20 protein-coding genes and 2 riboswitches are annotated in these 25,425 nt (G+C 69.3%); of the genes, 11 read left to right on the top strand and 9 right to left on the bottom strand.

The features are described 5' to 3' along the window. Positions 1 to 74: 74 nt before the first annotated feature. Positions 75 to 2,162, bottom strand: coding sequence for a UvrD-helicase domain-containing protein (locus tag C4B30_RS16505; protein WP_027783205.1), 2,088 nt, complete (start codon positions 2,160 to 2,162; stop codon positions 75 to 77). Positions 2,163 to 2,693: 531 nt separating this feature from the next. Here C4B30_RS16505 and C4B30_RS16510 point away from each other — a divergent pair. The 7 genes from C4B30_RS16510 (at position 2,694) to C4B30_RS16540 (ending at position 12,085) form a co-directional block, all read left to right on the top strand. Further along, positions 2,694 to 3,746 carry an oxidoreductase gene (locus C4B30_RS16510; RefSeq protein WP_027783204.1) on the top strand — a complete coding sequence of 351 codons (1,053 nt, stop codon included), beginning with the start codon at positions 2,694 to 2,696 and terminating at the stop codon, positions 3,744 to 3,746. 203 nt (positions 3,747 to 3,949) lie between these two features. Next, positions 3,950 to 4,312 carry a hypothetical protein gene (locus C4B30_RS16515; RefSeq protein ID WP_006485676.1) on the top strand — a complete coding sequence of 121 codons (363 nt, stop codon included), beginning with the start codon at positions 3,950 to 3,952 and terminating at the stop codon, positions 4,310 to 4,312. Between the two features lie 113 nt (positions 4,313 to 4,425). Next, positions 4,426 to 4,527: riboswitch (glycine riboswitch) on the top strand. A 33-nt stretch (positions 4,528 to 4,560) separates the two neighbouring features. Continuing rightward, positions 4,561 to 4,694, top strand: a riboswitch (glycine riboswitch). Positions 4,695 to 4,776: 82 nt separating this feature from the next. Beyond that, positions 4,777 to 5,895: a glycine cleavage system aminomethyltransferase GcvT gene (gene gcvT / locus C4B30_RS16520; RefSeq protein ID WP_027783203.1), complete on the top strand. Its 1,119-nt coding sequence runs from the start codon at positions 4,777 to 4,779 to the stop codon at positions 5,893 to 5,895. A gap of 117 nt (positions 5,896 to 6,012) precedes the next feature. Beyond that, on the top strand, positions 6,013 to 6,393 hold the full coding sequence (gene gcvH, locus C4B30_RS16525; protein WP_027783202.1) for a glycine cleavage system protein GcvH: 381 nt from the start codon (positions 6,013 to 6,015) through the stop codon (positions 6,391 to 6,393). Between the two features lie 54 nt (positions 6,394 to 6,447). Further along, positions 6,448 to 9,375, top strand: coding sequence for an aminomethyl-transferring glycine dehydrogenase (gene gcvP, locus C4B30_RS16530; RefSeq protein WP_027783201.1), 2,928 nt, complete (start codon positions 6,448 to 6,450; stop codon positions 9,373 to 9,375). Between the two features lie 151 nt (positions 9,376 to 9,526). After that, positions 9,527 to 10,666: an alginate lyase family protein gene (locus C4B30_RS16535; RefSeq protein ID WP_027783200.1), complete on the top strand. Its 1,140-nt coding sequence runs from the start codon at positions 9,527 to 9,529 to the stop codon at positions 10,664 to 10,666. Positions 10,667 to 10,696: 30 nt separating this feature from the next. After that, positions 10,697 to 12,085, top strand: coding sequence for an L-serine ammonia-lyase (locus C4B30_RS16540; RefSeq protein ID WP_027783199.1), 1,389 nt, complete (start codon positions 10,697 to 10,699; stop codon positions 12,083 to 12,085). Positions 12,086 to 12,152: 67 nt separating this feature from the next. Here the strand turns inward: C4B30_RS16540 and C4B30_RS16545 are convergent, their stop codons facing one another. Together C4B30_RS16545 and vapB are read right to left on the bottom strand one after the other, a co-directional pair. Beyond that, positions 12,153 to 12,554: a type II toxin-antitoxin system VapC family toxin gene (locus C4B30_RS16545; protein WP_027783198.1), complete on the bottom strand. Its 402-nt coding sequence runs from the start codon at positions 12,552 to 12,554 to the stop codon at positions 12,153 to 12,155. After that, positions 12,554 to 12,790, bottom strand: coding sequence for a type II toxin-antitoxin system VapB family antitoxin (gene vapB, locus C4B30_RS16550; RefSeq protein WP_027783197.1), 237 nt, complete (start codon positions 12,788 to 12,790; stop codon positions 12,554 to 12,556). Before vapB ends, C4B30_RS16545 begins: the two co-directional genes overlap by 1 nt. A 400-nt stretch (positions 12,791 to 13,190) precedes the next feature. Between vapB and C4B30_RS16555 the strand changes: the two genes are divergently transcribed. Then, on the top strand, positions 13,191 to 14,894 hold the full coding sequence (locus C4B30_RS16555) for a thiamine pyrophosphate-binding protein (RefSeq protein ID WP_027783196.1): 1,704 nt from the start codon (positions 13,191 to 13,193) through the stop codon (positions 14,892 to 14,894). Next, positions 14,891 to 15,985, top strand: coding sequence for an ADP-heptose--LPS heptosyltransferase (locus tag C4B30_RS16560; RefSeq protein ID WP_027783195.1), 1,095 nt, complete (start codon positions 14,891 to 14,893; stop codon positions 15,983 to 15,985). The genes C4B30_RS16555 and C4B30_RS16560 overlap by 4 nt, the downstream gene beginning before the upstream one ends. Before the next feature lie 108 nt (positions 15,986 to 16,093). Here C4B30_RS16560 and C4B30_RS16565 read toward each other — a convergent pair whose 3' ends face one another. From C4B30_RS16565 to exaC, 3 genes are all read right to left on the bottom strand, one after another. Next, the gene (locus tag C4B30_RS16565; RefSeq protein WP_027783194.1) at positions 16,094 to 17,110 is read right to left on the bottom strand and encodes a helix-turn-helix domain-containing protein; all 1,017 of its coding nucleotides are present in this window, start codon (positions 17,108 to 17,110) and stop codon (positions 16,094 to 16,096) included. A 320-nt stretch (positions 17,111 to 17,430) separates the two neighbouring features. Continuing rightward, entirely contained in the window at positions 17,431 to 17,979 is a 549-nt protein-coding gene (locus C4B30_RS16570) for a hypothetical protein (RefSeq protein WP_027783193.1), read from the bottom strand. Positions 17,980 to 18,154: 175 nt separating this feature from the next. Further along, complete coding sequence (gene exaC, locus C4B30_RS16575) at positions 18,155 to 19,681, bottom strand: acetaldehyde dehydrogenase ExaC (protein ID WP_027783192.1); 1,527 nt, start codon at positions 19,679 to 19,681, stop codon at positions 18,155 to 18,157. A 320-nt stretch (positions 19,682 to 20,001) separates the two neighbouring features. Here exaC and C4B30_RS16580 point away from each other — a divergent pair, with 320 nt between their 5' ends. Beyond that, positions 20,002 to 20,430 carry a pyridoxamine 5'-phosphate oxidase family protein gene (locus tag C4B30_RS16580; protein ID WP_027783191.1) on the top strand — a complete coding sequence of 143 codons (429 nt, stop codon included), beginning with the start codon at positions 20,002 to 20,004 and terminating at the stop codon, positions 20,428 to 20,430. Positions 20,431 to 20,540: 110 nt separating this feature from the next. On the opposite strand, the gene C4B30_RS16585 is transcribed toward C4B30_RS16580, so the two are convergent. Then, the gene (locus C4B30_RS16585; protein WP_105132693.1) at positions 20,541 to 22,154 is read right to left on the bottom strand and encodes an MFS transporter; all 1,614 of its coding nucleotides are present in this window, start codon (positions 22,152 to 22,154) and stop codon (positions 20,541 to 20,543) included. Between the two features lie 157 nt (positions 22,155 to 22,311). Between C4B30_RS16585 and C4B30_RS16590 the strand changes: the two genes are divergently transcribed. Further along, positions 22,312 to 23,196 (top strand): LysR family transcriptional regulator, encoded by an 885-nt coding sequence (locus C4B30_RS16590; protein WP_105132694.1) that lies wholly within the window; start codon positions 22,312 to 22,314, stop codon positions 23,194 to 23,196. Here C4B30_RS16590 and eutC read toward each other — a convergent pair. Next, positions 23,189 to 23,986: an ethanolamine ammonia-lyase subunit EutC gene (gene eutC, locus C4B30_RS16595; RefSeq protein WP_027783188.1), complete on the bottom strand. Its 798-nt coding sequence runs from the start codon at positions 23,984 to 23,986 to the stop codon at positions 23,189 to 23,191. The two genes, C4B30_RS16590 and eutC, sit on opposite strands and share 8 nt — an antisense overlap. Then, complete coding sequence (locus tag C4B30_RS16600) at positions 23,983 to 25,380, bottom strand: ethanolamine ammonia-lyase subunit EutB (RefSeq protein WP_105132695.1); 1,398 nt, start codon at positions 25,378 to 25,380, stop codon at positions 23,983 to 23,985. Before C4B30_RS16600 ends, eutC begins: the two co-directional genes overlap by 4 nt. Positions 25,381 to 25,425: the final 45 nt, after the last annotated feature.

Below are 25,425 nucleotides of genomic sequence, written 5' to 3' on the forward strand. Positions count from 1 at the left end.
CACGCGCATCGCGGGGGTTTCGTTTTCGTGTTGCCGGTTCGTCGCGCCGTCGTGCTCGCGGCGGCGCCGCCGCGTCACTTTTGCAGCAACGCCTTCAGGCTCGCGAGCCGGTCCTTCGGCGACATCGGCGCCTCTTCCGGCGTCGGCGGCGGCGCGTCGTCGAGCCCCATCTCCGGAATGAACCGCGACGGTTCGCACACGACCGTCTCCCGCGCCCGCTTGCGCTTCTTGCACCAGTTCAGGTGCAGGCTGCGCTGCGCGCGGGTGATCGCGACATACATCAGCCGTCGCTCCTCCTCGATCCGCTCGTTGTCGATCGGGCCGTCGTCCTCGCTGCCGCCGCGGTGCGGCATGATGCCTTCCTCGACGCCGACCAGGAACACGTGCGGATACTCGAGCCCCTTCGACGCATGGACGGTCGACAGCCGCACGGCGTCCGGATCCTCGTCCTTGCCCTCGAGCATCGACATCAGCGCGACGGTCTGAATCAGGCCGAGCAGGTTCTTGCCCGTATCGGCGAGCCCGTCCGCGTTGTGGAAGCCTTCGGCCTCGCCGTCGACGGCCTCTTTCTCGGGCTTCGTGCCCTTGCGCTTCAGCCATTCGAGGAATTCGAGCACGTTCTGCCACTTCGACTGCGCCTGCCGCTCGTCGAACGCGTCGTACAGGTACGCCTCGTAGTGGATCGCCTCCATCATGTCGTCGAGCACGACGGTCGCGGGTTCCTTGTCCGCGCGCTCGGTCAGGCGCTGGATGAAGTCGCAGAACATTCGCAGCGGCTCGACCTGGCGCGCCGACAGCCGCGCCTCGATCCCGCCCATGTATACGGCCTCGAACAGCGACACCTTCGCCTGCCCCGCGAACGAGCCGAGCGCCTCGAGCGTCGTGTTGCCGATGCCGCGGCGCGGCGTCGTGACCGCGCGGATGAACGCGGGATCGTCGTCGGCGTTCGCGATCAGCCGCAGGTACGCGCACAGATCCTTGATCTCGGCCTTGTCGAAGAACGACTGGCCGCCCGACAGCACGTACGGAATCCGCTCGCGCCGCAGCACCTGCTCGAAAATCCGCGCCTGGAAGTTGCCGCGGTACAGGATCGCGTAGTCGCGGAACTGCGCGCGCCGCTCGAACTTGTGCGCGGACAGCCGGAACACGACCGATTCGGCCTCGTGTTCCTCGTCGTTGCACGGCGTGACGGTGATCGAATCGCCCATCCCGTGCTCGGACCACAGCTTCTTCTCGAACAGCTTCGGGTTGTTCGCGATCACGTTGTTGGCGGCGGTCAGGATCCGCACCGTCGACCGGTAGTTCTGCTCGAGCTTGATCACGTGCAGCTTCGGGAAATCCTTGCCGAGCTGCGCGAGGTTCTCCAGCGTCGCGCCGCGCCAGCCGTAGATCGCCTGGTCGTCGTCGCCGACCGCCGTAAACGCGGCGCGCGGGCCCGCGAGCTGCTTCAGCAGCTCGTACTGGCACGCATTGGTGTCCTGGTACTCGTCGATCAGCAGGTAGCGCAGCTTGTTCTGCCAGCGGTCGCGTACCTGCTCGTTCTTCGCGAACAGCTCGGCGGGCAGGCGGATCAGGTCGTCGAAGTCGACCGCCTGGTACGCGTGCAGCGTCGCCACGTAGTTGCGGTAGACCAGCGCCGCCTGGTGTTCATCCTCGTTGGCCGCGATCGCCATCGCCTCGTCGGGCATGATCAGGCCGTTCTTCCACAGCGAGATGATGCTCTGGACCTTGCGGATCAGCCCCTTGTCGGTCGTGCCGAGCTGCTCCTGGATCATCCCGAAGCAGTCGTCCGAATCCATGATCGAGAACTGCGGCTTCAGGCCGACGTGCTCGGCCTCCTGCCGCAGGATCTGCACGCCGAGCGAATGGAACGTGCAGACGGTGAGCTGGTTGACGGGCACCTTGCGGCCTTCCTTGCCGGGCGTGGTGAGCGTCTTGCCTTCCAGCAGCTTCGACACGCGCTCGCGCATTTCGGCGGCGGCCTTGTTCGTGAACGTGACGGCGGCGATATGGCGCGGCTCGAAGCCTTTTGCTTCGATCAGATGCGCGATCTTCTGCGTGATCACGCGGGTCTTGCCGCTGCCCGCGCCGGCGAGCACGAGGCAGGGACCGTCGAGGTAGCGCACCGCTTCATTCTGAGCGGGATTGAGGCCTGCGGACATGATGGCGGATGGTGTTGCGGTTGACGGCGGAACGCCGGGAGGATGCCGTGCGCGGCAAGCTGGCGAAGCAGACGGACACGCGGGCAGGACGCGCATGTTAACACGTCGGCGGCGTGTATTTCGGGCACGCCGCCGGACCGGGGCGCGCAGGCTTGCCGGGCGGGCGCCCCCTGTCCGTTCGCCGTAGTCGTGCCTGTCCGTTCGGCCAATCCGGCCCCTTCCGCGCTGCGATCGGACACAATACGTACTCCCCGGCGCCACTGAACCGTCACCGGATCGATCTCATGGGATACCCGCTCGCCACCGCCGCCCTCGGCCCGCCGCTGTTCGTGCAGGGCGCTACGTGCGCCGCGTCATGCCGCGGCTGCCGTCCCCCGCAAAATGCCGGCATTCCTTGCGCAAACGCCGCATCGCTTCGTGCGTTTCGCCCGACGCGTCTGTGCAAGCGGCGGCGCCATGCCAAAATAGCCGGTCGTCTTCGTGCCGTTTCGGCGCGCCATCCTTTAGTTTCCTTCGCAGCCAGGAATTGCCATGTCGTCATTGCTCAGGATTGGTTTGATGGGTTTCGGTTTCGCCGGCGCGACCTTCCACGCGCCCGTGATCGCCACGAGCGGCCGCACTGAAGTCGCCGCGATCGCGACGAGTCAGTCCGATCGCGCGCACGCCGCATATCCGGGTGCGCGCATCGTCGCCGACCTCGACACGCTGCTCGGCCTCGACGATATCGAATGCGTGGTAATCGCCACGCCGAACGACACGCATTTCACGCTCGCGCGCCAGGTGCTCGAAGCCGGCCGCCACGTGGTCGTCGACAAGCCCGTCACGCTCACCGCCGACGAGGCGCTCGCGCTCGCGCGGCTCGCGAACGCGCGCAGCCGGCTGTTCGCGCCGTTCCACAACCGCCGCTGGGACGGCGATTTCCTCACCGTGCGCCGGATCGTCGAATCGGGCGAGCTCGGCCGCCTCACCTGCTTCGCGTCGCACTTCGACCGCTTCCGGCCGACGCCGCGCACGCGCTGGCGCGAGGAGCCGGCCCGCGGCGGCGGCCTGCTGCTCGACCTCGGTCCGCACCTGATCGATCAGGCGCTCGCGCTGTTCGGCACGCCGGAAACTGTGAGCGCCACCGTCAAGACGCGCCGCGACAACGGCACGGCGCCCGATTTCGTGCACCTGCTGCTCGGCTATCCGGACAAGGACGTCGCGCTGCATGCGAGCGCGCTGTCGGCGATCGAGCCCGCGCGCTTCACGTTGCACGGCACGCGCGGCAGCTACCAGAAATTCGGGCTCGACACGCAGGAAGACCAGCTCAAGGCCGGCCTCACCGCGGACGACGTCGAATTCGGCGGCGGCAATCCGCCCGGCCTGCTGCGCGTGCTCGACGGCGACGTCGAGGTCGAACGTCCGGTGCCGACGCTCGACGGCCAGTACGCGGAGTTCTACCGCGCGCTCGCCGCGTCGATCCGCGACGGCGCGCCGTTCCCCATCACCGCGCAGGACGCGGTCGACGTGATGACGATCATCGAGCTCGCCGCGCAGAGCGAGCACGACGGCCGCCGAGTGCCGTTCGTGCGCCGCATCGTCTAATGGTTGCCGCCGGCCGGGTCGGCGCCGCGCCGGCCGCCAACCCGCGCCACGTGCGGCGGCGGCGCAGCGTCTGCCGGCCGCCGCCCCGCCGGCACGGCCGCCAACATTCCGTTACAAATGGTGCGGGAACGAAAGTCAGCGCTCATCCGGTCTGACGCGTTTCTCAAAAAGTCGATCCGACACCCATCCGTCAGGAGAATTCGATGCAACGGTTGATTCGCGCAGCGGCATGCTGCGTCCTGGTTTCCTCGCTCGCGGCCTGTATCGTGCAGCCGCAGCGGCCGGCCCGGCAGGCGCCGCCGCCCCGGCCGAATCCGCAGGTCGTGGCGAATGACCGCATGCAGGAGGTCCAGGGCCGGATCGACAACCTGCACCGCCGGATCGACGCGCGCGTGAACGGTGGCTACTATCCGCCGCCGTATGGTGCGCAGCTGCACCACCGCCTCGACGTGATCCGCCAGGAAGCGAACGACATGTCGGCCCAGCACAACGGCGGCCTGTCCGGCGACGAGCAGCGGGTGCTGAACCAGGAACTCGACACGGCCGCACGCGCGATCGGCGAGTAACGCGCCTGCGCCTGCCGGAGCGGATGAAGCGGCGGCGCCGGTTGCCGCCGCTTGTCGCGAAGCGACATTCTTTTGCCCAAATTGACAATGCCCACCCGCTCGCGTACAGTCGCCCGCACGCGTCGGGAGAGCGTGTGACCGGGTGTTCCGACACCGGTTGCGCCGCCGAAGGGGCACACCCGCAAACTCTCAGGCAAAAGGACCGACCGCGTCGGGGATCGCGTCCGCGCAGTGCGCGGGCAATACTCTCCCCGCACTCTGGAGAGCGGCAGTAGCCCGCAGCGCATCGGCTGCGCGGGCAAGCTGCCCACCGAAGGGGCGCGCGTTCGCCGGGCTTCGCCCGCAGCGCAATCTCTCAGGTATCGAGGACAGAGGGGCATGTACCGGATCGCTCGAGGCCATCGGCCGCGGCGGTCGGCACATGGCCGTTCTGATCCGCGCGCAAGCGCTTGCCTGAGGCCTCGATGACTGCACTGAATCACACCCCGCTCAACGCCGCGCACCGCGCGCTCAATGCCCGCATGGTCGACTTCGGCGGCTGGGACATGCCCGTCAACTACGGCTCGCAGATCGAAGAACACGCCGCCGTGCGCACCGACGCCGGCATGTTCGACGTGTCGCACATGTGCGTGGTCGATTTCACCGGCACCCGCGTGCGCGCGTTCTTCGAACATGCGATCGCGAACCACGTCGGCAAGCTCAAGACGCCCGGCAAGGCGCTCTACTCGTGCCTGCTCAACCCGCAGGGCGGCGTCATCGACGATCTGATCGTCTATTACTTCACCGAAGAATTCTTCCGCGTGGTCGTCAACGCCGGTACCGCCGAGAAAGACATCGCGTGGTTCAACCAGCTGAACGAGCAAGGCGGCTACGGCCTGACCATTGCACCGCGCCGCGATTTCGCGATCGTCGCCGTCCAGGGTCCGAACGCCCGCGAAAAGGTCTGGGCGACGGTGCCGTCCGCACGCGCCGCCACCAGCGAGCTCAAGCCGTTCAACGCCGCGCAGGTCGCCGCCACGCCGTTCGGCGATCTCACGGTCGCGCGCACCGGCTATACCGGCGAAGACGGCTTCGAAGTGATCGTCCCGGCCGTGCACGTCGAGGCGCTGTGGAATGCCCTGCGGCAAAACGGCGTGCGTCCGTGCGGGCTCGGCGCGCGCGACACGCTGCGCCTCGAAGCCGGCATGAACCTGTACGGCCAGGACATGGACGACACCGTCTCCCCGCTCGACGCGGGCCTCGCATGGACGGTCGACCTCACCGCGCCGCGCGACTTCGTCGGCCGCGCCGCACTGGAAGCCAACGGCACACGCGCCGCGTTCGTCGGCCTAATCCTGCAGAAGGAAAACGGCAAGGCGGGCGGCGTGCTTCGCGCACACCAGAAAGTCGTCACGCCGCACGGTGAAGGCGAGATCACGAGCGGCACGTTCTCGCCGTCGATGCAGGAATCGATCGCGTTCGCGCGCGTGCCGGCGGCCGTCCAGATCGGCGACACCGTTCAGGTGCAAATTCGCGACAAGAATCTTCCCGCGCGCGTGGTAAAACTGCCGTTCGTGCGCAACGGCAAGGTCCTCGCTGCGTAACGGCCGGGGGGCCTCCTCCCGGGAAGCCGGGAGATGGCGCCCGGCGCAAACCACATCCGGCACGCCCCGGCGGCGCGCCAGCAGAACGAATCACACCCTTTTATCCAGGAGCATCCGATGAGCAACGTCCCGGCCGATCTGAAATACACCGAAGAACATGAGTGGATCCGCACCGAGTCAGACGGCACGCTGACGGTCGGCATCACCGATCACGCGCAGAGCACGCTCGGCGACATCGTCTTCCTCGAACTGCCCGAAGTCGGCAAGTCGGTGAACGCGGGCGACGCGGTTGGCGTCGTCGAATCGGTGAAGGCGGCATCCGACATCTACTCGCCGGTGTCCGGCGAGATCGTCGCCGTCAACGAAGCAGCCGCCGATGCACCGGAAGGCGTGAACAGCGACGCGTACGGCGTGTGGCTCTTCAAGATCAAGCTCGCGTCCGGCGCATCGACCGACAAGCTGATCGACGCTGCCGCCTACACCAAGCTGATCGACTAACTTCCTTACCGAACCGCGCGGGGCAGCTACCCCGCGCGGGACCAGAGTCACGCCATGAAGCTCGAACACCCGGACCGCCTGATGAACCGCACGCCCCTCTCGCTCGCCGCGCTCGAAACGCACGACGCGTTCGCCGAACGCCACATCGGCCCCGACGCCGCCAGCCAGCAGGCCATGCTCGACACGCTCGGCTTCGCGTCGCGCGCCGCCCTGATCGACGCCGTGATCCCGGCCTCGATCCGCCGCGCCGAAACGCTGCCGCTCGGCCCGTTCGCGCAGCCGAAGAGCGAGGCCGAAGCCCTCGCCGCGCTGCGTGCGCTCGCGGACAAGAACCAGGTGTTCCGCTCGTATATCGGCCAGGGCTACCACGACACGCACACGCCGGCCGTGATCCTGCGCAACGTGCTCGAAAACCCGGCGTGGTACACGGCCTACACGCCGTACCAGCCCGAAATTTCCCAGGGCCGCCTCGAGGCGCTCCTGAACTTCCAGCAGATGGTGGCCGACCTCACGGGCCTCGCGATCTCGAATGCATCGCTGCTCGACGAAGCCACCGCCGCGGCCGAAGCGATGACGCTGCTGCAGCGCACCGGCAAGCCCGCGTCGAACGTGTTCTACGTGGCCGACGACGTGCTGCCGCAGACGCTCGAAGTGATCCGCACGCGCGCGCTGCCGGTCGGCATCGAGGTCAAGACGGGCCCGGCCGCCGATGCCGCGCAGGCAAACGCGTTCGGCGTGCTGCTGCAGTACCCGGGCGTGAACGGCGACGTGCGCGACTACCGCGCGCTCACCGAAGCGATCCACGCGGCCGGCGGCCACGTGGTCGTCGCGGCCGACCTGCTCGCGCTCACCGTGCTGACGCCGCCCGGCGAATGGGGCGCGGACGTCGCGATCGGCAACACGCAGCGCTTCGGCGTGCCGATGGGCTTCGGCGGCCCGCACGCCGCGTATCTCGCGGTGCGTGACGAATTCAAGCGCCAGATGCCGGGCCGCCTCGTCGGCGTAACGGTCGACGCGCAGGGCAAGCCCGCGCTGCGCCTCGCGCTGCAGACGCGCGAACAGCACATCCGCCGCGAGAAGGCGACGTCGAACGTGTGTACCGCACAGGCGCTCCTCGCGATCATGGCCAGCATGTACGCGGTCTACCACGGCCCGCACGGCCTGAAGACGATCGCGCTGCGCGTGAACCGCATCGCGGCGCTGTTGGCCGCCGGCGTGAAACAGCTCGGCTTCGCGACCGTCAACGACACGTTCTTCGACACGCTGACGATCGACACCGGCGCGCGCACCGCGCAGGTCCACGAATTCGCGAAGGGCAAGCGCATCAACCTGCGCCGCGTGAGCGACACGCAGGTCGGCGTATCGGTCGACGAAACGACGACGCGCGACGACCTCGCCGATCTTCTCGACGTGTTCGCGCAGGCCGCGGGCGGCACCGCGCCGGCCGTCGATGCGCTGGACGCGGGCCTTGCCGGCGTCGCCGCACTGCCGGCCGGCCTCGAGCGCACGAGCGCGTACCTGACGCACCACGTGTTCAACCGCCACCATTCCGAAACCGAAATGCTGCGCTACCTGCGCAGCCTGTCGGACAAGGATCTCGCGCTCGACCGCTCGATGATTCCGCTCGGCTCGTGCACGATGAAGCTGAACGCGACGTCGGAAATGCTGCCCGTCACGTGGCCCGAGTTCGGCGGCATCCACCCGTTCGCGCCGGCCGAGCAGACCGTCGGCTACCGCGAGATGATCGACCAGCTCGAACAGATGCTCGTCGCGGCCACCGGCTACGCGGCCGTGTCGCTGCAACCGAACGCGGGCTCGCAGGGCGAGTACGCGGGCCTCCTGATCATCCACGCGTACCACGCGTCGCGCGGCGAAGCCCATCGCGACGTGTGCCTGATCCCGGCATCCGCGCACGGCACGAACCCGGCGTCCGCGCACATGGCCGGCATGAAGGTCGTGGTCGTCGCGTGCGACGCGCAGGGCAACGTCGACATCGCCGATCTGAAGGCGAAGGCCGAGCAGCACTCGAAGAACCTTGCGGCGATCATGATCACGTATCCGTCGACGCACGGCGTGTTCGAGCAGAACGTCCGCGAGATCTGCGAGATCGTCCATGCGCACGGCGGCCAGGTGTACGTCGACGGCGCGAACATGAACGCGATGGTCGGCCTGACCGCGCCGGGACAGTTCGGCGGCGACGTGTCTCACCTGAACCTGCACAAGACCTTCTGCATCCCGCACGGCGGCGGCGGCCCGGGCGTCGGCCCGGTCGCGGTCGGCGCGCACCTCGCGAAGTTCCTGCCGAACCAGCGCTCGACCGGCTACGCACGCGCGGAAGACGGCATCGGCGCGGTGTCGGCCGCGCCGTACGGCTCGGCGTCGATCCTGCCGATCTCGTGGATGTACATCGCGATGATGGGCGCGAAGAACCTGACCGCCGCCACCGAAACCGCGATCCTCAACGCGAACTACATCGCGAAGCGCCTCGCGCCGCACTACCCGGTGCTGTATTCGGGCCCGGGCGGGCTGGTCGCGCACGAGTGCATTCTCGACCTGCGTCCGATCAAGGAATCGAGCGGCATCAGCGTCGACGACGTCGCGAAGCGCCTGATGGACTACGGCTTCCACGCGCCGACGATGAGCTTCCCGGTGCCGGGCACGCTGATGGTCGAGCCGACCGAGTCGGAATCGCAGGAAGAACTCGACCGCTTCATCGCCGCGATGATCGCGATCCGCGAGGAAATCCGCGCGGTCGAGGAAGGCCGCGCCGATCGCGAGGACAACCCGCTGCGTCACGCGCCGCACACCGCCGCCGTCGTCACCGCGAACGAATGGCCGCACGCGTACTCGCGCGAGCAGGCCGCGTACCCGGTCGCCTCGCTCGGCACGAACAAGTACTGGCCGCCGGTCGGCCGCGCGGACAACGCGTACGGCGACCGCAACCTGTTCTGCTCGTGCGTGCCGATGTCGGACTACGCATAACGCGCGTCAGGCCCGGAGCCGACCGATGGTGATCGCACCGCACGCAACGCCATGTTGCGTGCGGTTTTTGCTTTCGCCGCTCGAACCGGTGCGCGTTCGTCCGCCAATCCGGCTAACATCACACGCGATCCAGCCAATGAAGGAGTTCCGCATGGTGCGTCCGATGTTTCCGGGCCATGGTGCAACAGAGCGGCCGCGCACGCGCGCCGGCCGCTACGTGCCGATGCTCGTCGCGTCGCTGTCGCTGGCCGCCGCCGGCCTCGGCGTGTCCGGCCGTGCGCACGCAGCGATGAATTTCTGCGCGGCGCCGGCGCTGCAGGCGAGCGAGACGACGCAGGCCGAGCCGGGCGTGCAGGCGCTGATCCGCAGCGTCGACGCGCGCATCGGCGAGCAGCCGAAGGCGATGCCGCGCGTGCATACCGAGGGCACGCTGCCGCACGAAGGCATCTACGACCAGAGCGCCGCCGCGCTCAAGGACATGGACCTGATGCGCGACGCGGCGCTCGCGTGGCGCGTGACGAACGCGCCGCGCTACCTGCAACTCGTCGACCGCTTCCTGTCCGCGTGGGTCTCGACCTATCAGCCGAGCTTCAACCCGATCGACGAGACGCGCTTCGAGAGCCTGATCGTCGCGTACGACATGACCGCGAGCGCGCTGCCGGTGAAAACGCGCAACGCGACGGCCGCGTTCATCGCGAAGCTCGGCGCCGGCTATGTCGCGCAGGTCGACGCGCAGAAGCGTCCGCTCGCCGGCACCTGGCGCAACAACTGGCAGAGCCACCGGATCAAGCTGATCGCGCTGTCCGCGTTCACGCTCGGCGACCGCAAGATGATGAACGCCGCGCAGCGGCTGTTCGTCGAGCATCTCGCCGACAACATCGGCCCGGACGGCAAGACCTGGGATTTCGAGGAACGCGATGCGCTGCATTACGCGGTCTACGATTTGCAGCCGCTGGTGACGGCCGCGCTCGCCGCGCGCCGCTTCAACCGCAACTGGCTGCGCGAGCGCGGCGCGAACGGCGCGACGCTCGCGGCCGCGCTCGACTGGCTCGTGCCGTATGCGCTCGGCGAGAAAACGCACGAGGAATTCGTGAATTCGCCGGTGCCATTCGACGCGAAGCGCCGCGAGGCCGGCCTGCCGGGTTACACGGGGCAGTGGGACCCGAAAAACGCCACCGAACTCTTTCATCTGGCCGCGCGGCTCGACGGGCGCTACGCCCGCGTCGCGCAGCAGCTTTCCCCAACGCCGCCCGCATGGCTCGCCGCGTGCCTGCCATTGCAGGCGCGCTAGCCTCATTCTTATCGCAAGGCAGGTATCGAAATGGCAGTCAGCGTATTTGACCTCTTCAAGATCGGCATCGGTCCGTCCAGTTCGCACACGGTCGGACCGATGCGCGCGGCGCTGATGTTCGTCCAGGGCCTCGAGCGCGACGGGATGCTCGACGCGACGGCCCACGTGAAGGTCGAGCTGTACGGCTCGCTCGGCGCCACCGGCAAGGGCCACGGCACCGACCGCGGCGTGATGCTCGGCCTGCTCGGCGACGCGCCCGACACCGTGAATCCCGACACGATCGATGCGCGGCTCGAAGACGTCCGCAAGTCGAAGCAGCTCGCGCTGCTCGGCACGCATCCGGTGCCGTTCGTGCTGAAGGAGAACATCGCGTTCTACCGCCAGGCGCTGCCCGAACATCCGAACGGGATGAAGCTGCGCGCGTCCGACGCGAACGGCGCGGTGCTGGTCGAGCGCACTTACCTGTCGGTCGGCGGCGGCTTCGTCGTGACGGCCGGCGCGCCGAACACCAAGGTACTGAGCGCGGCCGAGCAGATGACGCACCCGTTTCGCACCGGCGCGGAGCTGCTCGCGCTGACCGCATCGACCGGCAAGTCGATCGCGCAGCTGATGTGGGAAAACGAGCGCGCATGGCACACCGAGGAGGAAACGCGCGACGGGCTGCTGAAGATCTGGGCCGTGATGCAGTCGTGCGTGTCGCGCGGCTGCGGGATCGGCAATCCCGATGCCGACGGCAACCTGCCCGGCCCGTTCCAGGTCAAGCGCCGCGCGCCGCAGCTGTACCGCACGCTGACGGGCAGCCCGGAGCGCGCGCTGCAGGATCCGCTGTCGATGATCGACTGGATCAACCTGTACGCGATCGCGGTCAATGAGGAAAACGCGGCCGGCGGCCGCGTCGTCACCGCGCCGACCAACGGCGCGGCCGGCATCATCCCGGCCGTGCTGCATTACTACACGCGCTTCACGCCCGGCGCGAACGAACAGGGTGTGATCGACTTCCTGCTGACGGCCGCCGCGATCGGCATTCTCTACAAGCTCAACGCGTCGATCTCGGGCGCGGAAGTCGGTTGCCAGGGCGAGGTCGGCGTCGCCTGCTCGATGGCGGCCGGCGCGCTCGCAGCCGTGCTCGGCGGCACGCCGCAGCAGGTCGAGAACGCGGCCGAGATCGGGATGGAACACAACCTCGGCCTGACCTGCGACCCGGTGGGCGGGATGGTGCAGATTCCGTGCATCGAGCGCAACGCGATGGCGTCGGTGAAGGCCGTCAACGCGGCGCGCATGGCGCTGCGCGGCGACGGCTCGCACTACGTGTCGCTCGACTCGGTGATCAAGACGATGCGCGAGACGGGCGCCGACATGAAGACGAAGTACAAGGAAACGTCGCGCGGCGGGCTCGCGGTGAATATCGTCGAGTGCTGATGCCGGCCCCGGCGGCGGCGCGGGGTGGATCGACACCCTGCCTTGCCGCCGGGCATGGCGCCCGATGCTAGTCGTTCAGCCAGTTCTCCAGTCGCAACCTCGGATAGCTGACGAAATCCCGCTCGTTGTTGGTGACGAGGACGACATCGAGCGACACCGCATGCGCGGCGATCAGTTTGTCGAGGTGATCCTTCTTCCGCTCGCGGGTGGCCTCGCGGACCGGACCGTACGCTTGCGCGGCCGCGGCGTCGAAAGGCGCGACGGGAATATCCTCGATCAACGCGGCGAGATTGCGGCGCTCACGGGCCGGGCTCGCACATGCGGTCACGCCGTACTCGAGCTCCGCATACGTGATCGCCGACATGACGACGTCGCCTGTGTAGCATTGCGCAAATCGTTTCGCGACCTGCTCCGGCTGATGCTTCATCAGATAAATGCACATGTTGGTGTCGAGCATGAAGCGCGGCATCACAAGCCCTCGCGTTCGGCCTGCTCGTGGTCGCCGCGCCCTTCGGCCATGAAGTCCGGCCCGAATTTCGCGAATTTCTCCAGTACGCGGGTCAAAGGCCGCCGCATCGGCCGAATGCGGATTTCGTCACCGACGCGCTCGATTTCCAGTTCGATATCGCTGCGTTCATAGGCCAGGTCGGCAGGAATTCGCACGGCCTGCGAGTTGCCGTTCCGGAATACCCTCGTAGTATGCATGTCGATCTCCGCTCGGATGTACAGTGTATGTACATTATACGATGCGGGCTTCGATGTAAATCCATGTGTGTACATAACAGGTCTTCCATTGGCTGCCGAACCGGCAGTGAATATCGCGCATCACGGCCATTGCCGTCGCGCATGCCGCCGTCAATGCCTCCGCGCGATCGGGCCGGGTGGCCCGGCGGGCCGCCGTCTCGACACAAGCATCCGGGTCGTCGTCCGTAGCGCTTACTTTTCACCGTCGTGTCGGCGTGCACAAGCTGGCCGTTCGGCCAGCCGAAGCCGAAACGCACTCGCCGAACCGCCCGGTGTTCCGACACTTTTCGGCGGCCGGCGCACCGGCGCCCGGCCAACCGGCGTAAGCTGTACGTCCCGCTACCCAGGGAGACGGCAGCCCATGTCGCATTCCAAGGATCTCGAGCCGCGCGCCACCACCGGTGCGCGACTGCTCGTCGATGCGTTGCTCGCCAATCACGTCGAACGCGCGTTCTGCGTGCCGGGCGAGAGCTTCCTCGCCGTACTCGATGCGCTGGCGGACGACACCGCCCGCATCCAGACGGTCGTCTGCCGCCACGAGGCGGCCGCCGCGAACATGGCCGAAGCGGTCGGCAAGCTGACCGGCCGTCCCGGCATCGCATTCGTCACGCGCGGGCCGGGCGCGACGCATGCGTCGATCGGCGTTCACACCGCGTTTCAGGATTCGACGCCGATGATCCTGTTCGTCGGTCAGTGCGCACGCGAGCACCTCGACCGCGAAGCCTTCCAGGAAATCGACTACCGCCGGATGTTCGGCCAGATGGCGAAATGGGTCGCGCAGATCGACGACCCGCGCCGCATCCCCGAATACCTGAGCCATGCGTTCCACGTCGCGACGTCCGGCCGGCCCGGCCCGGTCGTGCTCGCCTTGCCGGAGGACGTGCTGTCCGACGCGTGCGCACCGCAGCCCGTCGTGCCGGCCGCGAAACGCGTCGCAGCGGCGCCGTCGGCCGCGCAGATCGACGAGCTGCGCGAACGGCTCGCGCGCGCGCAACGGCCGTTCGCGATCGTCGGCGGCAGCGGCTGGACGCCGGACGCCTGCGCGAACCTGCGCACCTTCGTCGAACGCTGGCAATTGCCGGTCGCGTGCGCGTTCCGCTTCCAGGACACGATCGACAACGCGCACCCGAACTACGCGGGCGACGTCGGGCTCGGGATCAATCCCGCGCTCGCGAAACGCATCCGCGACGCCGACCTGCTGCTCGTGATCGGGCCGCGCCTCGGCGAAGCGACGACCGCCGGCTACACGCTGCTCGACATCCCGAAGACGCGCCAGACGCTGATCCACGTGCATCAGGGCGCGGACGAACTCGGCCGCGTGTACGCCGCCGATCTGCCGATCGTGTCGGGCATGCCCGAGATCGCCGCGCCGCTGGCCGCGCTCGAGCCGCCCGAGCGGCCCGCGTGGGCCGGCGCGGCCGCCGACGCGCACCGCGCGTACCGCGAATGGCATGCGCCGCTGCCGATGCCCGGCGACGTGCAACTCGGCGACGTGATGGTGCAGTTGCGCGAGCGCCTGCCGCACGACGCGATCCTGACCAACGGCGCGGGCAACTATGCGATCTGGCTGCATCGCCACTTCGCGTACCGGCACTTCCGTTCGCAGCTCGCGCCGACGAGCGGCGCGATGGGCTACGGGCTGCCGGCCGCGCTCGCCGCGAAGTCGCTGTATCCGTCGCGCGCCGTCGTCGCGCTCGCCGGCGACGGCTGCTTCATGATGGCCGGCAACGAGCTCGCGACCGCGATGCAATACGGGCTGAACATCGTGGCGATCGTCGTCAACAACGGCCATTTCGGCACGATCCGCATGCATCAGGAGCGCAACTACCCGGGCCGCGTGCACGGCACAGGGCTCACGAACCCGGATTTCGCCGCGTATGCGCGTGCGTTCGGCGCGCATGGCGAGACGGTCGAGCGCACCGCCGATTTCGCGCCCGCGCTTGAACGCGCGCTGACCTGCGGGCTGCCCGCGGTGATCGAGATCCGCATCCCGCAGGACGCCAGCACGCCGGCCGCGACGCTCGAGCAGATCCGCGAGCAGGGCCGCCGCGCGCGCGGCGCATGACGGTGGACATGCATACCTCTCCGCCCGTCGCCGCGCTGTCGCACGACGACGCGCTGGCCTGCCCCGGCACGCTGCTCGCGCCCGACGGCATGCTCGTCGCGCCGTACGACCTCGAGCATGGCGACGCGCGCGCCGAAGGCTACGTGCCGGCCGCGCCGGCGCTCGGCCTGCTGCACGCCGCACACCGGCCGTTCCGGCTCGATTACGGCGAGGCGCGGCACGTGCACGTGATCAACGGGATGGGCGTCGCGCTCGGCGATTCGGTGATCGGGCTGACGGCCCTCGCCGCGCTGCGGGCGGCACATGCGGACCTGCGCTTCACGCTCTACCGGCCGGCGCGCGCGCCGCGCTATGTCGATGCGCTGTACGCGCTCGCGGCCGACGTCGTCGCGCCGTCACGCTTGCTGCCGTGCGCCGCCGAAGCGCTGCCCGCCGACGCGCACTGCATCGACGTCGGCAATCAACTGTACTGGCCCGCATTCGCGCGGCTGCCCATGATCGATTTCTTCCTCGACGCGCTCGGCGTCGACCCGGCCGCCGTGCCGGCCGCCGCGAAGCGCAACCGCTGGCTCGCGCGGCTGCCGCTGCCTGCGCTGCCGGCCGCGTGGCAGCGGCCGTACGTACTGTTCTGCCCGAATGCGAGCACGGCGGTGCGCAGCGTGCCGCCCGCGCTGTGCGTCGCGTTCGTGGAACGGCTCGCGCAGCGTTACGGGCTGCCGGTGGTCGGCTTCGGCCCGCTCGCGCATCCGGCTTACGTGGACGTGAGTCGCGACGCGACCGACACCGCGCGCTTCATCGCCTGGATCAAGGGCGCGAGCCTGCTGTTCGCGCCGGACACGGCGGCCCTGCATCTCGCCGACGGTTTCGACGTGCCGACGCTCGCGTGCTTCACGACGATCGGGCCGGCATTGCGCGTGCGCGACTATCCGCATTGCGTGCCGGTCACGCTGGACGTGCCGGCCGAATTGCACGGGCTGCATCGCAGCGAGCGGCCCGACGATCTGGCGGCGGTCGAAGCCGCTTATCGCGCAATCGACTGGGACGCGCTGGCGTGGCCCGCACCGCGCGACGCGGCAGCGATAGCCATCTGAGCGGAGCCGACGCGGCGGCGAGCGGAACGATCGAACCGGCAGCACGCGCCCAGCGCGCGCCCCGCCACGGGCGCCGTGCCGGCCACCCGGCTCACCGTGCCGAGCGCCTCATGCGCGATCGCGCAGCGTCTCCGACGGCCGCTTGCCGAACAGGCGCCGGTAATCGGTCGCGAACTGACTGAGATGCCAGAAGCCCCACGCCTCCGCGACATCCTGCACCGAACCGGCCGCGCGGCCGCATAGGTCGCGCCGCGCGCCGTTCAGCCGCAGCGTGCGCAGGTAGGTCGCGGGCGCCATCCCGAGCACGTCCTGGAAGCAGTACTGCAGCGTGCGCCGGCTCACGTGCAACTGCTCGCACAGCTCGGGCACGCCGACCGGGCGCGTACGGTGCGCGAGCACGTAGTCGCGCGCCTGGTCGACGAGCCAGCGGCGCGTCGACGGCGCACTGCCGCTGCCGTCGTCGGCCGGCTGCGCGCACGCATCGAACAGCGCGGCCAGCACTTCGGCCTGCAGGTCGTCGCGCTGCGCATCGGGCAGCGGGCCGGCCATCGCCACCGCACCGTCGAGCCGGCGGCCGAGCAGCGCGCACAGGCGCGCGAGCCGCGCGTCGCCGACCTGCATCACGCGCTGCGTGAACAGCCGCTCGTCGAGCGCGCGACGCTCGACCTCCTCCGCATAGCGGCGCAGCACGTCGCCGCGCACGACGACGCCGTAGATCGAGAACTGCGCGGGGGTCACGAGTTCGAATTCGACGTTGCCGGGCCGGAACGCGAGTGCGCCCGGGCCGATGCGGCACGCATCGACGCGCGCCGAGCCGTCGCACACGAGCGGGATGCCGAACCAGTACGCGTCGCCGCGCACTTCGCACGCCTGGCGCAGCAAGTGGCTGGTCGATTCGCGAAACAGCTTCATCGTGTCGAGCGGCAGCTCGGTGAGCGTGCCGACGAAGCGGCCGGCCGCGAGCTGGTCGTAGGTCTGCCGCCAGCCGATCAGGTTGCGCGCCTGCTCGTCGGCATCGTGCGCGACGCTGACGACGGCCTGCCCGGCGAACGCGTCGTCGCCCTGCGCGCTGCGTCGCGTGTCTTCGGCGGTCGGTTCTTCCGTACACGCCACGTGTTGATCCATCGTATCCTCCCTCACCTGCGCGGAACCCTGCGCATCACGCAAGTCCCGTGCCGAACCGCACGGCCCGGCGAGCCGCCCGCCATTCCACGCTGTCCGGCCGATGCGCGCCATGGGGGCGCACCCGAAGGCGGCATGTCGCGCACGCCGCCGGTGCGATCCGCGCGGCGACCGCGCATGCGCGCCGCCGGCGCCCGGATGCCCGTGCCCGTGCCTCGACGCCGACGCCCGGATGCCGATGCCCGGATGCCGATGCCCGGATGCCGATGCCCGGACGACGACGCCCGGATGCCGACGCCCGGACACCGACGCCCGAACGCCGGCTACCAGGCCGGCTTCAGCCGCACGACCCGCGTGCCGCAATTGCCGTATGCCTGCGCGATCGCCAGTTCGACGATCGCGCTGCCCGCCGCCCACGGCGCAGCGTCCGCTTCCGGCAAATCGGCGCGCAGCGTGGCGCGCCCGTTGATCCGGTAGCGCAGGCCGCGCACGAAATCGACGAACAGCAATCCGACACCGCTGCCGTCGCAGGCGGCCGCGTCGATCCGGCCGCCGTCGCCGTCATGCGCGGCGGGCAACGCGAACCGCAGCGTCTTCGTATCGATCACGCGCACCACCGGCAACCGATCGCCGTTCGCGTCGCGCCGGCTCAACACGATGTCGCAGGTCATCGACGCACCCACGCCGGACGCCGTGCCGACGAACATGAACGGTTGCGATTCGACGAACTGCCGTACGCCGACGCTCAGCCGCGTGGTCACGGCGTCGCTCATCCGCTCGGCTTCGTCGGCGACGCCGAAGCGGTGTTGCGCGTCGAGTTCGCCCGGATGGAATACCGGGTGACGCGGAAAGGATCGGGGCGGTTCTGCCATGCCGGGAGTCGTCACACGTATCGGCGCGCCGTGCCGTCGCGCATGCGCGACGGCCGGCAGCGTTGCCGGCGCCGGCCGCCGGAAACGCAACCGGCGCCGCCAGTCGAACAGGGAAATCGAACCGGACGACGTGCCGGGCCCAAGCGGCCCCGGCACGTCGCCCCGGCTGCGGCGATCAGAAGAACCCGAGCGCCTCGGCTTGGTAGCTGACCAGCAGACACTTCGTCTGCTGATAGTTCGACAGCGCCATCTTGTGCGTCTCGCGGCCGATCCCCGATTGCTTGTAGCCGCCGAACGCCGCATGCGCGGGGTAAAGGTGGTAGCAGTTGGTCCACACGCGGCCAGCCTCGACCTCGCGGCCCATCCGGTACGCACGCGTGCCGTTGCGGGTCCACACGCCCGCGCCGAGCCCGTAGAACGTGTCGTTCGCGAGTTCGATCGCTTCCTGCTCGTCCTTGAACGTCATCACCGACGCGACCGGCCCGAAGATCTCTTCCTGGAACACGCGCATCTTGTTGTTGCCGAGCAGCATCGTCGGCTTCACGTAGTAGCCCGTGCCCAGCTCGGCGGTCGGCGCCGCGCGCTCGCCGCCCGTCAGGCATTGCGCGCCTTCGCCGCGACCGATGTCGATGTACGACAGGATCTTGTCGAGCTGCTGCTGCGACGCCTGCGCGCCGATCATCGTCTGCAGGTCGAGCGGGTGGCCGGACTTGATGCGCTCGACGCGCGCGACGGCCTTCTCGATGAAGCGTTCGTAGATCGATTCCTGGATCAGGATCCGCGACGGGCACGTGCACACTTCGCCCTGGTTCAGCGCGAACATCGCGAGCCCTTCGAGCGCCTTGTCGAGGAACGCGTCGTCCTGGTCGAGCACGTCGGCGAAGAAGATGTTCGGGCTCTTGCCGCCCAGTTCGACCGTCGACGGGATCAGGCTCTCGGCCGCCGCGCGCAGGATGTGCTTGCCGACCGGGGTCGAGCCCGTGAATGCGATCTTCGCGATCCGCTTGCTGGTCGCGAGCGCTTCGCCCGCTTCCTTGCCGAAGCCGTTCACGATGTTGATCGTGCCTGCCGGGAACAGGTCGCCGATCAGTTCCATCAGCACGAGCACCGATGCCGGTGTCTGCTCGGCCGGCTTCATCACCACGCAGCAGCCGGCCGCGAGCGCCGGCGCGAGCTTCCACGCGGCCATCAGCAGCGGGAAGTTCCACGGGATGATCTGGCCGACCACGCCGAGCGGCTCGTGGAAGTGGTACGCGACGGTGTTGTCGTCGATTTCGGAGATGCCGCCTTCCTGCGCGCGGATGCAGCCCGCGAAGTAGCGGAAGTGGTCGATCGCGAGCGGCAGGTCGGCCGCCATCGTCTCGCGCAGCGGCTTGCCGTTGTCGATCGTTTCGGCCACGGCCAGCAGCTTCAGGTTCTTTTCCATCCGGTCGGCGGCGGCGAGCAGCAGGTTCGCGCGCTCGGCGACCGAGGTCTTGCCCCACTTGCGACGCGCCGCATGCGCCGCGTCGAGCGCCAGCTCGATGTCGTCGGCGCCGGAGCGCGGCACGCGGCAGAACGGCTGGCCGTTGATCGGCGACACGTTCTCGAAATACTCGCCCTTCACGGGCGCTACCCACTTGCCGCCGATGTAGTTGTCGTATTGCTGACGGTACGGGTATTCGACGTCGAGGCCCAGTTGTTTCAGGTCAAACGGGTTCATACATGTCTCCTGTTCATCGTGCTTGTGTGAGTACAGCGCCGGTTGGAATGCGCTGGTCCCGTTTACGCAACATGCGTGCCAAACGGAACGGGCGCACGTCGATCGCGGCCGGCGCGTGGTCGCACCGTGCGGTGTTCACGCACGCAACACGGCGGGTGTACCGATTCTGAACACCGCGGTTGCGCAGCGATGCGGCCGGTGTTCGGAATTTTCACAGTGCGCGGCGGTGCGTTGCCCGCGCACGGGCGCCGCGCCGCGTGGCATGTCGCTTGCGTGCGAATCGCGGATCCACACGCACGGCGCACACGCCGACCGACACCATGAACGATCGCGGCCCCCTGACCGACGACGCCATCGCGTTCATCCGCGAGCAGGCTTTCCTGATCGTCGCGACCGCCGACGCGGCCGGCAACGCCGACTGCTCGTACCGCGGCCGCCAGCCGCACGCGGACGGCTCGTTCGCGCCGCTCGTCGATATCCCGGACCGCCGCACGCTGGTGCTGCCCGATTTCGCGGGCAACAACCTGCTCAACACGATCGGCAACCTGCTCGTGAATCCGGCCATCGCGCTGCTGTTCGTCGATTTCGTGCGTCAGACGACCTGGCTCGTGCAGGGCCGCGCGACGCTCGACGAGGATGCGCAAGGGCGCGCGCGCCTGTGGCCGGATGCGTTGCGCTGTCTGGTGATCGATGTGGAATGCGCGCAGGCGCGCACGGATGCGGCCCTGCCGCCGCTGGTGCTGGCGTGACGCGCGGCGGGCGACGCGTCTACCGACGGACCATGCGGGCACGGCGGCCGGGTTGACCGAAATACTGAAATACCGAAATGCCGAAGCACCGATGCGCCACGGCGCGATGCTCACCGCCCGTGCGTCTGCGCACAGGCCGGTTCGAGCCGGCCGCGCGTCGACGCATCGGCGTGCGCGTGGCCGTCCGCGTCGTCGCCCGTTTCGTCGGCGGCCGGCCGCCCGCCGAGAAACCCGAACACCACCACCGCACACAGCACCGTGACGACGGCCAGCCCGGTCAGCAGCCGGTCGAACGCGTGCGAGTAGCTCGCGATCAACACCGCGCGACCGACGCCCGGCAACGCGGCAGCCGCGCCCGCGAGATCGCCGGTCGCAAGCCGCGCGGCGGCCCGCAGCGTCGCGTCCGGCGTGCCGGCAGCCGCTGCCGCGTGCGCCAGCCCCGTTTGCGCGAGCGCGGCCAGCACCGCGCCGACGATCGCCAGCGCGATCCCCTCGCCGGCCACGCGCGTCGTGCTGAAAATGCCCGTCGCCATCCCCGCGCGCTCTTTCGGCACGACGCTCACCGACAGCCCGTCCATCAGCCCCCACGGCATGCCGGCGCCGACGCCGATCGCGAGCATCGGCGCGATCGCCGCCGGCCCCGCGCCGCCGCGCAGCGCGATGCCGAGCCACACGAGCCCGGCTGCCGCGACCAGCAGCCCGAGCCCCGAAATCACGCCGGCCGACAGCCGGCGCGCGAGCGTCGCCGCGCCGAACGGCACGACCAGCATCGGCGCGGAGATCGCGAGCATCAGCCAGCCGGCGTCGATCTCGCTGAAGCCGTCGATGCCGATGAAGCGCAGCGGCAGCACGACGAGCAGCACGATGTAGCAGCAGCAGGTCGACACCGGCAGCACCTGCACGCCGACGAAGCGCGCGATGCGGAACAGCGACAGGTCGAGCATCGGCCGCGCGACGCGCGTCTCGATCGTCACGAACGCGCACGCGCCGAGCGCCGCGCCGGCCAGCAGCGCGATCACGAGCGGGCTCGACCAGCCGCGCGCGGGCGCCTCGATCACGCCGAACGTGAACAGCGTCAACGCGGCCGTGAATGCGGCCGTGCCGGGCCAGTCGAGCCCCGTCGCGTGCGGATCGCGCGACTCGTGCATGCGCGGCAGCCCGAACGCGAGCGATAGCACACCGGCCACCGCGCTCGTCACGAAGATCGCGCGCCAGCCGTAGTGCCCGATCAGGCCGCCCGCGAGCACGGGCCCGAACGCGAGTCCGATCCCGAACGTCGTGCCGAGCAGGCTGAAGGCACGCGTGCGCGTCGCGCCGTCGAATTCCTGCGCGAGCGCGGCCGTGCCGCCGGCCAGTGCCGCGGCCGCCGCGAGCCCTTGCGCGGCGCGCAGCAGATCGACCGCGAGCATCGACGGCGCGAACGCGAGCGCGATCGACATCAGCGTGAAGCCGCCGACGCCGATCGCGAACAGGCGCTTGCGGCCGAACTGGTCGGCCAGCGCGCCCGACGCCATCAGGAAGCTGCCGAACGCGAGCATGAACGCGTTGGTGATCCAGTTCATCGCGACCGGGCTGCCGTGCAGGTCGCGGCCGATCGCCGGCGTCGCGACCGCGCCGCCCGAAAACGACAGCGGCAGCGCGACGGCGGCCATGCAGACGGCGGCCAGCACCCATGCGCGCCGGCGCGCCGCCAGGGTCGAAACGGCGGAAACAGGATGATCCATCATCGCTCCTCGAAAAAAGCCGGCGCGGAGGCGCCATCAGAGCGACAGAAGATAAATCCGATTCAATCTGCGAAAAACCACGCGAAGTTCCGCATATAACGGACTAAAATTCCGCAATTCACGTGGCCGCGTGCGTCGCCGCACGCCGTTCGATTCAATGGAAAACCTCACCGGCATCGTCGCGTTCGTCCGCACCGCCGAAGCGCTGAGCTTCGTCGCGGCCGGCCGCGCGCTCGGCATCTCGGCGTCGGCGGTCGGCAAGACGATCGCGAAACTCGAGCAATCGCTCGGCGTACGGCTGTTCAACCGCACGACGCGGCGCGTGACGCTCACCGAAGAGGGGCGGCATTTCTACGAGCGCTGCCAGCGCATCCTCGAGGATTTCCGCGAGGCGGAGGCGACCGTGACGGCGTCCGCGCAGCGCCCGCGCGGCAAGCTGCGCGTGAGCCTGCCGGTGATCGGCTACCGCTTCCTGCTGCCGGTGCTGCCCGAATTCCGGCAGCGCTATCCGGACGTCGAGCTCGATCTCGATTTCAACGACCGGATGGTCGACGTCGTCGAAGGCGGTTTCGACGCGGTGATCCGCAGCGGCCCGCTGTCCGATTCGAGCCTGATGTCGCGGCGGCTCGGGCCGTTCGCGTTCGTGCTGTGCGCGACGCCCGCGTATCTCGCGCGGGCCGGCGCGCCGCGCACGCCGCGCGACCTCGAGGCGCACGACTGCGTGCGCTACTGCTTCCCGACCACCGGCAAGCTGCAGGACTGGGCGCTCGCGGCCGACGACGGCCTGCCGCTCGCGCTGCGCACCGCGATGACCTGCAACAACATGGAGGCGCTGCGCGGCGCCGTGCTCGCGGGGCTCGGCATCGGCTACATGCCCGACTTCCTCGCGCGCGACGCGCTCGAGCACGGCGCGCTCGTCACCGTGCTCGACGACTACCGGATCGCGCCGGGGCAGTTCTCGATCGTGTGGCCGTCGAGCCGGCAGTTGTCGCCGAAGCTGCGCGTGTTCGTCGATTTCCTGTGCGAACGGCTGTTCAGGTAGTTGCGCCGATCCGCTCCGCTTCCGCCGGCGGCAGCAGCGCGTCGCTGTCGTCCTTCAGCCCGACGCCGGTCAGCCCGAGGCGGCGCGCGTGCGTCATCAGGTAATGCAGCTTGTGCGCGGCGGCCGCGTGCGGCAGCCCCTCGGGCCGCACGTTCGAGATGCAGTTGCGCAGCGCGTCGTGACAGCCGACCTTCGGCGCCCACGTCAGGTACACGCCGAGGCTGTCCGGCGAACTGAGCCCGGGCCGTTCGCCGATCAGCATCGCGACCACCTTCGCGCGCAGCAGCTCGCCGATCTCGTCGCCGAGCGCGACGCGCGCCTGCGTCGCGACCACCACCGGGCCGATCCGCCAACCGTCCGCGTCGAGCCGCGGCCGCACGGCCTGCAACAGCGGCAGCGCCTGCTTCGCGGCGGCGAACGCCGACAGCCCGTCGCCGACCACGAACACGACATCGGGCGCATCGTCGAGCGCCGCCCCGTAGCCGGCCAGCAGCCCGCGGCTGTCGTCCGACAGCTTGCGGCCGAGATCGGGCCGGCGCAGGTAATGGTCGCGGTCGGGCGCGGCGCTCTGCACGCCGAGCGTCGGCAGCAGGCCGGCCGCCTCGATCTCGCGCCGCAGCGCGTCCACGTCGAGCGGCTGGTGCACCGCGTCGCGCGCCTGCGCATGCGACAGGTTGAAGGCCAGCAGCGGCGCGGTCGGCAGGCTGTTGCCCGCGCGGCCGAGCGCGATCCGCGCGTTCGTGAACGACTTCAGTTGCGCCCACGGGTTCTTCTCGACGGCGTCGCTCATACGGACACCCCCATCCAGTCGTTCGCGCCCGCCAGCAGCGGCACACGCGACGTCGCCGCGCGCAGCGCGCCGTGCGCGTCGGCGATCTCCATCGTCTCCAGCCATTCCTCGAACTCGGGCGCGCGGCGCAGGCCGAGCACCTCGCGCACGTAGAGCTGGTCGTGGAACGACGTGCTCTGGTAGTTCAGCATCACGTCGTCCGCGCCCGGAATGCCCATGATGAAGTTGATGCCGGCCGCGCCCAGCAACGTGAGCAGCGTGTCCATGTCGTCCTGGTCGGCTTCCGCGTGGTTCGTGTAGCAGATGTCGCAGCCCATCGGCACGCCGAGCAGCTTGCCGCAGAAGTGATCCTCGAGCCCCGCGCGGATGATCTGCTTGCCGTCGTACAGGTATTCAGGCCCGATGAAGCCGACCACCGTGTTCACGAGGAACGGCTCGAACTTGCGCGCGACCGCATACGCGCGCACTTCGCAGGTCTGCTGGTCGACGCCGAAATGCGCGTTCGCCGACAGCGCACTGCCCTGGCCCGTCTCGAAGTACATCAGGTTGTTGCCGACGGTGCCGCGCTTCAGCGACAGCGCGGCCTCGCGCGCCTCGCCGAGCAGCGCGAGCGAGATCCCGAAGCTCGCGTTCGCCTTCTCGGTGCCCGCGATCGACTGGAACACGAGATCGACCGGCGCGCCCTTCTCGATCGCCGCGATCGTGTTGGTCACGTGCGTGAGCACGCAAGACTGCGTCGGCACGCCGTAACGTTCGCGGAAACCGTCGATCATCGCGAGCAGCTTCACGATCGCCGCGAGGCTGTCGGTGGCCGGGTTGATGCCGATCATCGCGTCGCCGCAGCCGTACATCAGCCCGTCGAGCATCGATGCGGCGATGCCCTTCACGTCGTCGGTCGGGTGGTTCGGCTGCAGCCGCACCGACATCCGGCCGGCCAGCCCGACCGTGTTGCGAAAGCGCGTGACCACGCGGCGCTTGCGCGCGGCCGCGATCAGGTCCTGATTGCGCATCAGCTTCGACACGGCCGCGACCATCTCGGGCGTGAGGCCCGGCGCGATCCGCTCCAGCGCGGCGCCGTCGGCCGCGGGCGACAGCAGCCAGTTGCGGAAATCGCCGACGGTGAGGTGCGAGATGTCCGCGAACGCCTGCGCGTCGTGATCGTCGATGATGAGGCGCGTGACCTCGTCGTGTTCGTACGGGATCACCGCTTCGTTCAGGAACGCCTTCAGCGGCACGCCCGCCAGCGCGATCTTCGCGGCGACGCGCTCCTCCTCGCTCGCCGCCGCGACGCCGGCGAGCTGGTCGCCGGAACGCAGCGGGCTCGCCTTCGCGAGCAGCGTCTTCAGGTCCGCGAAGCGGTACGTGCGCGGACCGATCGTCTCCGTATAGGACATCGTTCGAATCTCCTTGCCAAAAGCCGACGGCGCGCCCGTTCGACG

This window comes from Burkholderia sp. BE12 (assembly GCF_002959955.1).
In the GTDB taxonomy this organism is placed as follows: domain Bacteria; phylum Pseudomonadota; class Gammaproteobacteria; order Burkholderiales; family Burkholderiaceae; genus Burkholderia.